Origin of the sequence: Proteus hauseri, from assembly GCF_004116975.1 — a bacterium.
In the GTDB taxonomy this organism is placed as follows: domain Bacteria; phylum Pseudomonadota; class Gammaproteobacteria; order Enterobacterales; family Enterobacteriaceae; genus Proteus; species Proteus hauseri.
This window is the reverse complement of record NZ_CP026364.1, coordinates 3,678,336-3,691,897: the sequence shown is the minus strand read 5'-3', so window position 1 is coordinate 3,691,897 and position 13,562 is coordinate 3,678,336. Positions and strand designations below refer to the sequence as shown.

The 13,562-nt window shown below is 36.4% G+C and carries 12 protein-coding genes; 10 read left to right on the top strand and 2 right to left on the bottom strand.

Features of this window, described 5'->3' with window-relative positions:
- Positions 1-94 precede the first annotated feature (94 nt).
- The 5 genes from PH4a_RS16910 (at position 95) to PH4a_RS16890 (ending at position 4,023) form a co-directional block, all read left to right on the top strand.
- Entirely contained in the window at positions 95-883 is a 789-nt protein-coding gene (locus PH4a_RS16910; RefSeq protein WP_129041437.1) for a class I SAM-dependent methyltransferase, read from the top strand.
- Between the two features lie 237 nt (positions 884-1,120).
- Entirely contained in the window at positions 1,121-1,540 is a 420-nt protein-coding gene (locus tag PH4a_RS16905) for a hypothetical protein (protein WP_244212911.1), read from the top strand.
- A gap of 444 nt (positions 1,541-1,984) precedes the next feature.
- Positions 1,985-3,214: a sugar transporter gene (locus tag PH4a_RS16900; RefSeq protein WP_129041435.1), complete on the top strand. Its 1,230-nt coding sequence runs from the start codon at positions 1,985-1,987 to the stop codon at positions 3,212-3,214.
- Between the two features lie 135 nt (positions 3,215-3,349).
- The gene (locus PH4a_RS16895) at positions 3,350-3,682 is read left to right on the top strand and encodes an SMR family transporter (RefSeq protein WP_129041433.1); all 333 of its coding nucleotides are present in this window, start codon (positions 3,350-3,352) and stop codon (positions 3,680-3,682) included.
- Between the two features lie 32 nt (positions 3,683-3,714).
- Entirely contained in the window at positions 3,715-4,023 is a 309-nt protein-coding gene (locus PH4a_RS16890) for a putative hemolysin (RefSeq protein WP_129041431.1), read from the top strand.
- Positions 4,024-4,159: 136 nt separating this feature from the next.
- On the opposite strand, the gene dsbB is transcribed toward PH4a_RS16890, so the two are convergent.
- Together dsbB and nhaB are read right to left on the bottom strand one after the other, a co-directional pair.
- Positions 4,160-4,678, bottom strand: coding sequence for a disulfide bond formation protein DsbB (dsbB, locus tag PH4a_RS16885; RefSeq protein WP_129041429.1), 519 nt, complete (start codon positions 4,676-4,678; stop codon positions 4,160-4,162).
- 172 nt (positions 4,679-4,850) lie between these two features.
- Positions 4,851-6,395: a sodium/proton antiporter NhaB gene (nhaB, locus tag PH4a_RS16880; protein WP_064720165.1), complete on the bottom strand. Its 1,545-nt coding sequence runs from the start codon at positions 6,393-6,395 to the stop codon at positions 4,851-4,853.
- Between the two features lie 234 nt (positions 6,396-6,629).
- Between nhaB and fadR the strand changes: the two genes are divergently transcribed.
- From fadR to PH4a_RS16855, 5 genes are all read left to right on the top strand, one after another.
- Positions 6,630-7,349: a fatty acid metabolism transcriptional regulator FadR gene (gene fadR, locus PH4a_RS16875; protein WP_129041427.1), complete on the top strand. Its 720-nt coding sequence runs from the start codon at positions 6,630-6,632 to the stop codon at positions 7,347-7,349.
- A gap of 493 nt (positions 7,350-7,842) precedes the next feature.
- Entirely contained in the window at positions 7,843-9,147 is a 1,305-nt protein-coding gene (locus PH4a_RS16870) for a D-amino acid dehydrogenase (protein WP_129041425.1), read from the top strand.
- A gap of 13 nt (positions 9,148-9,160) precedes the next feature.
- Complete coding sequence (gene alr, locus PH4a_RS16865) at positions 9,161-10,273, top strand: alanine racemase (RefSeq protein WP_129041422.1); 1,113 nt, start codon at positions 9,161-9,163, stop codon at positions 10,271-10,273.
- A 49-nt stretch (positions 10,274-10,322) separates the two neighbouring features.
- Positions 10,323-12,632 (top strand): carbamoyltransferase HypF, encoded by a 2,310-nt coding sequence (gene hypF / locus PH4a_RS16860; RefSeq protein WP_129041420.1) that lies wholly within the window; start codon positions 10,323-10,325, stop codon positions 12,630-12,632.
- A gap of 44 nt (positions 12,633-12,676) precedes the next feature.
- Positions 12,677-13,471, top strand: a complete 795-nt coding sequence (locus PH4a_RS16855) for a MipA/OmpV family protein (protein ID WP_064720160.1) — start codon at positions 12,677-12,679, stop codon at positions 13,469-13,471.
- Positions 13,472-13,562 lie beyond the last annotated feature (91 nt).

The window sequence follows — 13,562 nt, the reverse complement described above, 5'->3', positions numbered from 1 at the left end:
TTTCAATAAAGTAATGATAACTATTCCCATTAAATGCTTTTTATTATAAGGTGTATTTATAATGCAACTTAATGATTAGCAAATGGTGGGTAGCATGAGTAATCAAACAAAAGTTAGTACAACAATAGAACAAGCAGTGCCTAAAGCAGGGCATACTTTTTTAGCAAGCTTGGGTAAAACACGTTTAAGACCTGGTGGAATAGAAGCTTCAGAGTGGTTAATTAACCAAGCCCAATTTACATCATCACACCATGTATTAGAAATTGCGTGCAATATGGCGACAACAGCTATTGAAATAGCAGGTAAATATGGTTGCCAAATTGTTGCTGTTGATATGGATGATCAGGCTTTAGCTAATGCAAAACATAATATCGATAATGCACAATTAACGCATTTGATCCAGCTAACCAAAGCCAATGCGTTTTCACTTCCTTTTCCTGATGAAACCTTTGATGTTGTTATTAATGAAGCAATGCTAACGATGTATGGTGATAAAGCAAAATCTAAATTAGTACAAGAATACTTTAGAGTATTAAAACCAGGAGGACTTTTATTAACGCATGATATTATGAAGAGCAATGATGAAGTGGATAAAAAAAACTTAGTGGGTGTTGTGCAATCAAATGTAGCCCCTATGTTTAAACAGGAATGGCACGATTTATTTATTGATGTCGGATTCTCTGTAGTAGAAATGAAATTTGGTGCTATGAGCTTGCTTTCGCCAATAGGATTGCTTCGAGACGAAGGCTTATTAACAACGGCAAAAATTATTAAAAATGGACTTAAAAATAAGTCAAATCGTACACGATTTTTATCAATGTTTAAATTTTTTAGATCAAATCGTAAAAACTTAAATTATATTGCTTGTTGTTCTAAAAAATAGTACTTACTTTTTCAAAAATTGAATTTACCTTTAAGTGGCATGTTATATAAAATATTTTAATGTGCCATTTTTATTTATATTATTAATCAAAATGTTATTTTTATCTCTGATGTTTAAGTTAAATAAACTGTATAACAGCGTAATAAAATGTAAAAAATAAAAAGAATCGTAATTCAAATTGAATCACACTTATTTTAATTATATATAACTATATAGCTAATAAGTCTTGTGGAGTAAATGATGAAAAAAATACTGATTATTGCAGGAGGAATGTTGTCGTTAACAATTATACTCGCAATCTTGGTTGCTATTCTTATAGTCACTTTTATAAAAGAGGAAGGGGCCGGAGTTTGGCAGGACAGCCGTGATATAATTCAACGTCAATCAGTGCCAATAACTCAAGTTATCTCTTCGGCTCAAAAGCACAGTGATAGTTTGGTTAATTATTATCAATCATTAGATAACTCTGAAAATTGTCAGCAATTAGCCGCTAAGTTAAGTTCGATAGAAGCTGCTCTTGCAAATGGTAGCTTAGTATTACCCAGAGCTTCTATTGCGCAAATTTTTTCTATTAAAAATCGCCTTAATGGTGTTTCTACATCCGCTAAAAATCTTTCCTGTGAGCAGGCGACTAAAGTAATTGATACATTAAGTTAGTAATCTTCTCTTTTGCTTTATTCTTTTATTCTAAACTCTCTTTTATTTACCTTAATTTCGTTTGTTTGCTGTTTTTTATAAAATATAACCAAATGAATATACTGCTATTTTTTTATAATTAAGAGGGTTATTAAGTTAAACTACTTTCTTTCAATTATTTATTAAATATCTCATTTTTATTTCCTTAAGTACTATCCAAGTTAAAAAGAAGTTATTGATAGGATTTAAAATTATTACATTGATATGCTAAAATTGATTGCTGATCCGTTTTAGCAATATAATTTCGTGAAAATTTGGCTTATTTTTTGTTTTATCAGGATAACTAAATCGTTATCTGATTAGTATTGATTAGAGATAAAGCTACTTAACTAGCCACACGAATATTTATATAAAAAAGCGTAAGTCATTTATCTCTACCACTTTTAAAAAAAGCGTTAATTAACTATGAATATCACTACATCAAATATTAATGAGGTCAGTCGTCAAACCGCGTGGATTAGGGTGATTATTTTATCATTTGCGGCTTTTGTTTTTAATACGACAGAATTTGTTCCCGTTGCATTGTTAAGTGATATTTCTGAAAGTTTTGCAATGGTACCTGCTCAAACTGGATTAATGATCACTATTTATGCTTGGGTTGTGGCTTTAATGTCACTACCACTTATGTTAGCCACGAGTAAAGTTGAACGGCGTAAGCTACTGATTATTTTATTCGCTGTTTTTATCGTTAGTCATATTTTGTCAGGGCTTGCGTGGGATTTTAAATCTCTGATTGTTGGCCGTATCGGTGTTGCTTTTTCTCATGCCGTCTTTTGGTCAATTACAGCTTCATTAGCGATTAGAGTGGCACCTCATGGTAAAAGGGCACAAGCACTAGGATTATTAGCAACAGGTACTGCATTGGCGACAGTGTTAGGTCTACCAATTGGCCGTGTTATTGGTCAATGGTTAGGATGGCGTGCAACATTTATGGGAATTGGTCTCTTGGCGTTAATTACCATGCTCGCGTTAATGCGCTATTTACCCTTATTACCTAGTGAGCATTCTGGTTCATTAAAAAGTGTTCCTGTGTTGTTAAAACGCGGACCATTAATGGGAATATTTTTGCTAACGGTTATTGCTGTAACCGCCCATTTTACCGCTTATAGCTATATAGAACCTTTTGTTGTGGATGTTGCTCATTTAGCGCCAAATTTTGCCACTTTAGTCTTATTGATTTTTGGCGGTGCAGGTATTATCGGTAGTGTTTTATTTAGTCGTTATAGTGCCAAAATGCCAACGTCATTTTTATTTTTCGCTTTGATATTATTAACCTTTTGCTTAGCTTTATTAATGATGAGTAGTCAGAATATCAATACGTTTATTATTTTGGTTATCTTTTGGGGTATCGGTTTTATGTGTATTGGTCTTGGATTACAAGTAAAAGTTATTGATTTAGCTCCCGATGCAACAGATGTCGCAATGTCCATTTATTCTGGTATTTTTAATATTGGAATAGGCGCAGGAGCCTTATTAGGTAATCAAGTTACCCTTCATGTGGGTATGACAAATATTGGTTACGCAGGAACACTATTGAGCATTATTGCGGTAATTTGGTGTGGGTTTATCTTCACTCGTTATCGTATTTCAATGGGTGGTGCACCTCGTAAGAAAAATCAAATTCATCAACATTAAATAAAAAATTATTAAGATAAAGGGCATTTATTTAAAATAAAAAGTGCCCTTTTTTATTTTTATTGGTTTAATGTCATCACTTTAGCTTGTGATAGAATTCACAAAATTGAATGTGTATAAGGTTAAGGCTAAAAAATGAATGGATTTACTTACCTAATGCTGGCAATTATATCTGAGGTTATTGCGACAACGATGCTAAAAGCATCAGATGGTTTTAGTCGTTTGTATCCATCTATTGTTGTCGTTATCGGTTATTGTTTTTCTTTTTGGGCGCTTTCTCAAGTGGTAAGAGTTATGCCGTTAGGTATTGCTTATGCAATATGGAGCGGATTAGGTATTGTATTGGTTTCAGTTGCCGCTATTTTTCTTTATCAACAAAAACTAGACTTACCTGCTATTGTTGGTATGGCATTAATTATTGCGGGTGTATTAGTGATAAATTTACTGTCTAAAAGTGCTTCCCATTAATAAAAACAAAATGAGTAAGTAGGGTATTTTTGATGCAAAAGAAATTTAAAGTTGCGTGTTATTTGATGATGTTTACAGGCTTTGCTTTTCTTGCAGGATGCAGTAGCTCAGTAGATAAACCTAATACCGCGGTACATACTATAAGTAAAAGCAGAACCATTCCAACAACAAGTATTGATATTCCATTAGATGAATCAGCTAAAGCGACTTGCGTATTCTCTGGTGGTATACCTTCTTTAAACTATGAATTACATGGTGGGCAAACACCTGTTTGCCAATTCACCAATGGTAAGCGTTGTAGCGAACAAGCCTTAATTGATGGTGTTTGTATTCCTGGTTAATGATATATTTTTATTAGTTAAATTATTGATGAATAAAAAAAGCGCCTTAGTATAAAACGAAAGGCGCTTTTTTATTTTCTATTTAATAAAAACAATCGCTATTTAGATGAGTTAATGAAATATCATCAAATTAGCATTAATCGTCTTTTGATGCTGTTACTTGGCTTATTAATACTAATAAACCGACTGCAAAATAAGCAGAAAAAATAAATAACATCCATTGTGGCATTTCTAGGGATAAAAATTGCCATTGGCTAACGGAACAATCACCCGTTGCTTGGAATACCGCGGGGAACCAATCTTGTAATGCAAACCAAGAGGGTAAAGTAACGAAAAAATCGCAGGTAGCAAAAGGAGATGGATTAAGAATAAGTTGAGTATGCTCCCAAGCTAGCGCAATACCTCGATATGCAGAGTAAATCCATAAGAATCCACCTGCGATGCGCATTAATGCAAGCTTAGGATTTGCTATACCAATAAATGCAGCAGCAACGATACCTAAGACAGCAATACGTTGGTAAACGCACATAACACAAGGCATTAATTCCATTCCGTATTGAAAATATAAAGCTGTAGCTTCAAGACCAATTGCTGTTAATGCCAGTAGTAGCCAAGAGAAGCGGCTTTGTGACCAGTGACGAAGAGACGCCAGCATAATAATATCCATTTAAATATTGAGATAGTTCTATTTTGCCTAAAACGTAATGGTAAAAAAAGATGAAACTTCTTATTTCACAAATATTTACATTGGAACCTGTTTTAATAAAAAAAATAGGGCTTTTATAAAATAAAAGCCCTATTAATGTAGTGATTATGTATATTCTTTGTTACGGGATCGCAATCAAACCCAGTTCATAAAGCCAGTGGGTTGTAGGAACCAGCCAGAATTCAACCGCGAGCAAACCTAGTAGCGTCATCACAATCGTATATGGCAGAGCCATAATAACCATTCGTCCATAAGATAAGCGAATGAGTGGTGATAAAGCCGAGGTTAATAAGAACAAGAATGCCGCTTGGCCATTAGGCGTTGCAACCGAAGGTAAATTGGTCCCAGTATTGATAGCAACGCCAATATGTTCATATTGTGTTTGGCTAATCAATCCATTTTGTAACGCGGTTAACGCTTCACTAATGTAAACCGTTCCTACAAATACGTTATCTGAAATGGCAGAAAGTAAACCATTAAACAAATAGAACAGTGATAACTGTGATGATTCAGAGGCCTGTAGAACGAATTGAATAATTGGCCCAAAGAGTTGTTGATCAATAATAACCGCAACAATAGAGAAAAAGACGGTTAATAAGGCAGTAAATGGCAGTGCCTCTTCAAACGCTTTACCTAATGCATGTTCCTCTGTAACACCACAAAATGCGGTCGCTAGAATAATTACGGATAAACCGATAATACCAACTTCAGCTAAATGTAATGCTAGCGCTACAATTAACCAAACACCAATCAGTGCTTGAATAATCAGTTGCGCTTTTTCTTGAGAAGTGCGTTTTTCACTGTTTTTCTTATCATATTCAGTGAGAACTTTACGAACTAAATCGGGTAATTCAGCGCCATAACCAAATAGTTTAAAGCGCTCAACGAAATAACAAACGGCTAAACCCGCAAAAAAGACAGGAATAGTAACGGGGGACATTCTAATAAAGAATGTCACAAAATCCCATTCTAGATGTTTTGCGATAATTAGGTTTTGTGGCTCACCAACCATTGTCATTACGCCACCTAATGCAGTACCTATCCCAGCATGCATCATTAAGCTGCGTAAGAACGCACGGAATTGTTCTAAAGTCTGTTTTTTTTCTGTGGTATCAATAAAACCATCATTATTAAGATCAGCACCAGACTGGTTTGATGCAAAATTATGATAAATAGAGTAGAACCCTAAAGAAACACTGATAACAACAGCGATGACAGTTAAGGCATCTAAGAAGGCAGATAAAAATGCACTTGCAAAGCAAAAGGCGATAGAGAGTAATCGCTTAGAGCGAATAGATAATAGCAATTTAGTAAAAGCAAAAAGCAATAATTGCTTCATAAAATAAATACCAGCAACCATAAAGACAAGTAATAAAATAACTTCAAGGTTATTGGCAATCTCATGACCAATTTGTTTTGGGCTAGTCATACCAATAATGACAGCCTCAATTGCAAGTAATCCCCCTGGTTGTAGTGGATAGCATTTTAAGGCCATGGCAAGGGTGAAGATAAATTCAATCACCAGTAGCCAGCCTGCAACAAAGGGGTCTACAAAGAAAAAGAGAAGTGGATTAATAATTAAAAAAGTAATAATAGCAAGCTTATACCAATCGGGAGAGCTACCCATAAAATTCTTTAGTAATGCCTGTCTTATACTCATATCCATTATGTTTTTTATCCTCCAAATAGAGATTTTAAGCACTAGTTTTGTGCAATCGAACCATAATACGCGTTAAGTGCTGTGAAATTAAGCGCATTTGTAATAATAAATTGATAGAACAACATCATGTTTTATGATGCCACTCACTATTTAATGATGGTTGAGCTATATCAAAATTACGCATTCTGATATTATATTTTTCATTATTAGCAGAAAAAACGCGTCGGAAGAAATAAAAATATGGTTATTAAGGCCCAAAGCCCCGCAGGTTTCGCGGAAGAATATATAGTTGAAAGCATTTGGAACAATCGTTTTCCACCCGGATCTATTCTACCAGCAGAACGCGAACTTTCCGAACTCATCGGCGTGACAAGAACGACTCTTAGAGAAGTTTTACAGCGTCTTGCTCGTGATGGTTGGTTAACTATTCAACATGGTAAGCCTACGAAAGTAAACAACTTCTGGGAAACGTCAGGACTTAATATTCTTGAAACTGTTGCTCGCCTTGATCACGATAGAGTACCGCAACTTATTGATAATTTACTTGCTGTAAGGACGAATATTTCAGCTATTTTTATTCGTACAGCATTTAAAAATAATCCTGAAAAATGTGTTGAAGTATTAACTCATGAGCTGTCAATTGAAAACAGTGCTGATGAGTTCAGTGAATTAGATTACAACATTTTTCGTGGTTTAGCTTTTGCGTCAGGAAATCCAATCTATGGCCTGATCCTAAACGGATTAAAAGGGCTTTATACTCGAGTTGGGCGCTATTATTTTTCCAATATTCAAGCTAAAGAGCTGGCATTGTCGTTTTATAAAAAACTAGCGCTGTTATGTACTCAAAAAGATGTTGAGCATGTAATGGATTGTGTTCGCCAATACGGTAAAGACAGCGGAATTATCTGGCAAAGTTTGCAATCACCCGAGCCAAGTGATTTGGCAGAAATAAAGCGTTAATTTATTTTTCTAAGTAAATAATTAGTTATAAAAACCAGCTAACATATCAGATGATTGTGCTGGTTTTTTTATTCCTTTTTGCTCAATTTACTCTCCTCTTTTTTATTGTCTCTTTTTTAGACTGTTCTTCTTATTGATTTTTTTAGCAAAAAAAACAGCAAAACAGCTCTTGTTTTGAAGTTATATATCAACTTATGCACATTTATTGGATTTTTATAAAAAAACATCTTAATGGCTAATTACATTTTATTGTATTTATTACTGATGATAAAAATTGTTAAATTTATCTCAGGAATACTTTATATTTTTATCTATTTGATTTTTAAGTAATATTAATAAGTTGAAAAATTAATTTGCTTCGCAAATGCTTATTAAATGTGATTTAACTCTAAAATTTACGTTTTTCTTACTCTAGATGATTATTCTATATTGGCTTTTTGTGTATAGAATATTATTCTTATGTTATATCAATGTAAATTATTGGAGTCTTGCCATGAAAGTGCTTATCTTAGGTGGCGGCGTTATCGGTGTAACCAGTGCGTGGTACCTTGTACAGCAAGGACACGAAGTTATTGTTATTGATAGACAAAATAGTGCTGCAGAAGAAACAAGTGCTGGCAATGCAGGACAAATTTCACCAGGCTATGCAACGCCTTGGGGAGCGCCGGGTATTCCCCTGAAAGCAGTAAAATGGATGTTTCAAAAACATGCACCTTTAGCAATTAGACCAGATGGTTCGCTTTTTCAACTGCGTTGGATGTGGCAAATGTTGCGTAATTGTGATGCTTCACATTATGTAATGAATAAAAGCCGCATGGTGAGAATTGCTGAATATAGCCGTGATTGCATTCGCCAATTACGTCAAGATACAGGCATTGAATATGAAGGGCGGCAAGGTGGGACGCTGCAACTTTTTCGTAATCAGCAACAATTTGATAATGCAGCCAATGATATCGCGGTATTAAAACAAGAAGGTGTTGCCTATGAGTTGTTAACCGCAGAACAACTTAAATTAGCTGAACCCGCTCTTGAACATGTCAGTTACAAATTAACTGGTGGTTTGCGTTTACCTAATGATGAGACAGGGGATTGTCAAATATTCACCAAAAAACTAGCTCAAATGGCACAAGATGCGGGTGTTACTTTTTTATTTAATAAACAAATTAAACATTTACTGTTTGATGGTGATAAAGTATCGGGCGTTCAATGTCATGATGGTTTGCTAACTGCCGATCACTATGTGGTTGCAATGGGATCTTATTCAACTGAACTTCTAAAAGATAAAGTCTCTATTCCGGTTTACCCCCTTAAAGGTTATTCACTGACGATGCCGATAATTGATGCTTCCAGAGCACCAATGTCCACTATTTTAGATGAAACTTATAAAATCGCAGTGACACGTTTTGATGATCGCATTCGCGTTGGTGGCATGGCTGAAGTGGTCGGTTTTAATTTAAATGTTTTAAAATCACGCTGTGAAACGCTGAAAATGGTGGTGCAAGATTTGTATGAGGGGGGTGGTGATATTGAGCAAGCCTCGTTTTGGACAGGATTAAGACCCATGACACCCGATGGTACGCCGATAGTTGGCCCTACAGCGTATCGCAATTTATCGTTAAATACGGGGCATGGCACATTGGGGTGGACAATGGCATGTGGTTCAGGACAACTGTTAGCCGATTTAATTTCAGGAAATAAACCTGCAATTGCAGCTGATGACTTATCTGTTTTCCGTTATATCGATGGTTTTAATACCAAATTGCTTCGTCCAGGGCAAAAGCTTGACGCTGCTTATTAATTGAGGAAATTCCATGTCTAGACCCGCAAAAGTCACCATTAACCTAGATGCACTGAGCCATAACCTTGCTGTTATTAAAGCAAGGGCAACAGGCAGTAAAGTTTGGTCTGTGGTAAAAGCAGATGCTTATGGACATGGTTTATCTTGTGTATGGCCAGCGCTGAGTCACACTGATGGTTTTGCATTAATTGAATTAGACAAAGCCATTATGTTAAGGGAACAAGGTTGGGTTGGCCCCATTTTATTGTTAGAAGGTTTTTTTAAGCCTGAAGATGTCTATTTACTTGAACGTTATTCTCTTACAACGACCGTGCATTCTGATTGGCAATTCGATGCTATTGAAAAAGCGCAGTTAGATAGACCTATTAATATCTATCTTAAGCTTAATAGTGGAATGAATAGACTGGGATATCGCCCCGAGCACTATCCGCAAGCATTGGCGCGTGCTAAAAACATAAATAATATTGGCTCTGTTATTCAAATGTCACATTTTGCGAATGCTGATACAGGGCTGAATATGGATGCGCAAAAAACGGTAATAAACCAAACGATGGTAAATAGTTTACCGCGTTGTTTAGCCAATTCAGCTGCAACGTTATTTAACCCAGAAACACATCAAGATTGGATCCGTCCTGGTATTATTCTTTATGGGGTATCACCTTCCGGTGTTTGGCAAGATATTGCCGATTTTGATTTACAACCTGTAATGACCTTTAATAGCGAAATATTAGCAGTACAAAATGTTAAACAGGGTGAGCAAATTGGTTATGGTAGCCGATTTACTGCAACGCGCGATATGCGAGTAGGTGTGGTCGCGTGTGGTTATGCTGATGGTTATCCAAGACATGCACCTGATGGTACTCCGATTATGGTAAATGGTCATAAAACACAATTAGTAGGGCGTATATCAATGGATATGTTAACTATTGATGTAACCGATTACCCTGATGTTGTTTACGGAAGTCAAGTAGAGCTGTGGGGGGATCAATTACCTGTCGATGAAGTCGCAACGGCCTGCGGGACTATTGGCTACGAATTATTGTGTGCAATTGCGCCAAGAGTCGCTGTTGAAGTCATGATTAATTTACCTAATTCCACTTTTTCTGATCTAAATGAAAGTTGTTGATAATCACTAAACTAGAATAGGATTAAATTTATTTTGATTTGGTGAACCTATGAGTAACGGCATTGCATTACGTGTGAAGGGCAAAGTTCAAGGGGTTGGTTTTCGTCCATTTGTTTGGCAATTAGCTCATCGCTTTGGTTTACTAGGGCAAGTGAGTAACGATAGTTTGGGTGTATTGATTCATTTAACATTATCTCCTCAAACTAAAGCTTTTATTGAAGCGCTTAACGCAGAATGCCCGCCACTTGCACGTATCGAACGTATAGAGCAAACACCTTATCATTGGGAACAACAGCCTACCGACTTTATTATTGTAAAAAGCGGTGGGGGAGAGATGGATACACAAGTCGTGCCAGATGCAACAACTTGTACGGCGTGTATTAACGAGTTATTCGATCCTGCAAATCGTCGTTTTCATTATCCTTTTATCAACTGCACCCACTGTGGGCCGCGTTTTACTATCATCAAAAAAATGCCTTATGATAGGCCCTTTACTTCAATGTCTGATTTTCCGTTTTGTCCTGAATGTAAGCACGAATATGAAGATCCTGCGGATAGACGTTTTCATGCACAGCCTAATGCATGCCCTGTTTGTGGTCCTCTTATTTGGCTCACTGATACTAAAGGGGCCAAATTAGCAATAAAAGAGTCCGCGTTAGTGCAAGCTTGTGAAGCGTTACTTGCTGGGAAAATTGTTGCAGTTAAAGGCATTGGTGGTTTTCATTTGGTTTGTGATGCGCGTAATAATGAAAGCGTTGCATTATTACGAAAACGTAAACATCGACCCGCAAAACCATTAGCAGTGATGATAACGGATATCGAGCAAATTAAAGAAGATAAACAAGATCCGAATTTTCGCTTGGCTGCAATTAAAGCATTACAAAGTACTGCTGCTCCTATTGTGCTTATTCCTAAATCGGTAGCGCCTACTTTAAGTGAATTAATTGCACCGGGATTGACGGAGATTGGTGTCATGCTTGCGGCTAATCCACTGCAACATCTTTTATCGCGTCAGACAAATATACCACTTGTTATGACATCGGGTAATGCTTCTGGACATACACCCGCGTTATCTAATGAAGATGCGTTATCTCAATTGGGGGATATTGCTGACTTATTTCTAATGCATAACAGAGATATTATACAAAGAGCTGATGATTCATTAGTCCGTATTGAAGATAAGCAGTGTGTGATGATCCGTCGATCACGCGGTTATGTTCCTGATGCGATAGCTTTACCAGAGACCTTTACATCACAACCCTCCATTTTGGCGATGGGCGGGGATCTTAAAAATGTGTTTTGCTTGTTACGACAACATCAGGCGATTATGGGGCCTCATTTAGGTGATCTAGATGATTTAAGTGTTCGACAACAGTTAATTAAGTCATTGGCACTTTTTCAGCAGATTTATCGTTTTACGCCAAAAGCTATTGCAATTGATGCTCACCCTAGCTATATCAGCCATCAATTGGGTAAGCAATTTGCTCAAGAGCAACATATCCCTGTAATTGAAGTTTCACATCATCATGCACATATTGTTTCTTGTTTGGCTGAGCATGGTCATACACACCAACAAGGTGCTGTTATCGGCATTGCGCTTGATGGTTTAGGATATGGACAAGATAATACATTGTGGGGCGGTGAATGCTTGCTGGTGGATTATCAAAAATCAGAACGCCTTGGTGGTTTACCTGCAGTTGCTATGCCTGGTGGTAATTTGGCATCGACTCAACCTTGGCGAAATTGGTTAGCGCATTTATCTGCATTTACGCCAGACTGGCAACGCAGTGCAATAACTCAGTTTATTCCACTACAAGAATTACAGTTATTAAATAAAGCGATAACACGAGGGATTAATTCACCAAAAGCATCTTCTTGTGGGCGATTATTTGATGCAGTTTCAGCATCATTGGGATTATCACCCAAGGTAATTAGTTGGGAAGGAGAGGCCGCGTGTTATTTAGAAACTGCTGCGTTACAGTGTAACGAAAATAAGTATATCGACTTAATTGAAAAATACAGTGATTTAATGCCACTGAAAAACAACGTTGTTGATTTGTCTGTTTTTTGGTCGTCATGGGAATGTTTAGAATTAAATGTAAATGAAAAAGCTTGGTTATTTCATTATTTATTAGCGGAAAGTTTAGGCAATATCGTGTTGCAGGCTGCTGATAAGCATAATATAAATACAGTTGTTCTTTCTGGCGGTGTATTTAATAATCGACTACTTAAACAGATGTTTAAGAAAAAATTAAATAATAAAAATGTATTAACATCTAGACTATTACCTATCGGCGATGGTGGCATCGCATTAGGACAAGCACTAATTGCAACTCATTTAGTTCAGAAATTAGAATAGATACAGGTAGAATATGCCATATCGTAGCTAATGCGCGTTAAAATATGGCTTTGGTTACTACTTTATTAAATACAATATGGAAAATCATCGTGAGTAAGAAGACTATTATTTCTTTAGCCATTATCGCAGGATTAAGTGCACCAACAGCATTTGCTGGTGAGTGGTCTATTGGTGGCTCAGTGTTAGCTCAAGTAACACCTTATAAGGGCGTGAAATCGAAAGATTATTTATTACCTGTTCCAATGGTTAATTATGAATCTGAGAATTTCTATTTCGCTACATTAGCCGCAGGTTACTATTTATGGAATGCACCGAAAGATAAACTTTCTGTCGATCTTCATTATTACCCACAAGCATTTAAACCGGGTGATAGTGATGATGCTCAAATGAAAAAATTAGATCGTCGCCGCGATACGTTGATGGGTGGATTTACCTATAAACACCAAGAAGATTGGGGTAGTTTAAGAGCAATTATTTCTGCCGATTTATTAGGCAAAAGTGACGGTGTTATTGCTGATGCCGCTTATTTATATCCATTTAAAGCAGGTAATTGGTCATTACAACCAGGTTTGGGTGTTGTTTGGGATAGTAAGAAACAAAATCAATATGCTTATGGTGTCAAGCACAGTGAATCTCAACGTAGTGGTTTAGCTGAATATAACCCAAGTGACAGCTGGAGACCTTATGTTGAGCTGTCTGCTAACTATAAAATGACTGATAGCTGGAATTTCTTTGCGATGGGGCGTGTTGATCATCTATCAAGTGAAGTGAAAGATAGCCCAATGGTAAATAAATCCGTTACTGCGATAGTGTGGACTGGCGTCACTTATAAATTCTAATTGCTATCAATATTGCTGTATTGCCTATATGGATAAAAGCTTCGGGTATCAACCGAAGCTTTTTTGTTTTTAATGAATCGTAATATTGATT

Coding starts and splice junctions, on each gene's coding strand:
- PH4a_RS16910 (WP_129041437.1), top strand. CDS start 95: ATGAGTAATCAAACAAAAGTTAGTACAACAATAGAACAAGCAGTGCCT.
- PH4a_RS16905 (WP_244212911.1), top strand. CDS start 1,121: ATGATGAAAAAAATACTGATTATTGCAGGAGGAATGTTGTCGTTAACA.
- PH4a_RS16900 (WP_129041435.1), top strand. CDS start 1,985: ATGAATATCACTACATCAAATATTAATGAGGTCAGTCGTCAAACCGCG.
- PH4a_RS16895 (WP_129041433.1), top strand. CDS start 3,350: ATGAATGGATTTACTTACCTAATGCTGGCAATTATATCTGAGGTTATT.
- PH4a_RS16890 (WP_129041431.1), top strand. CDS start 3,715: ATGCAAAAGAAATTTAAAGTTGCGTGTTATTTGATGATGTTTACAGGC.
- dsbB (WP_129041429.1), bottom strand. CDS start 4,678: ATGCTGGCGTCTCTTCGTCACTGGTCACAAAGCCGCTTCTCTTGGCTA.
- nhaB (WP_064720165.1), bottom strand. CDS start 6,395: ATGGATATGAGTATAAGACAGGCATTACTAAAGAATTTTATGGGTAGC.
- fadR (WP_129041427.1), top strand. CDS start 6,630: ATGGTTATTAAGGCCCAAAGCCCCGCAGGTTTCGCGGAAGAATATATA.
- PH4a_RS16870 (WP_129041425.1), top strand. CDS start 7,843: ATGAAAGTGCTTATCTTAGGTGGCGGCGTTATCGGTGTAACCAGTGCG.
- alr (WP_129041422.1), top strand. CDS start 9,161: ATGTCTAGACCCGCAAAAGTCACCATTAACCTAGATGCACTGAGCCAT.
- hypF (WP_129041420.1), top strand. CDS start 10,323: ATGAGTAACGGCATTGCATTACGTGTGAAGGGCAAAGTTCAAGGGGTT.
- PH4a_RS16855 (WP_064720160.1), top strand. CDS start 12,677: ATGGCTTTGGTTACTACTTTATTAAATACAATATGGAAAATCATCGTG.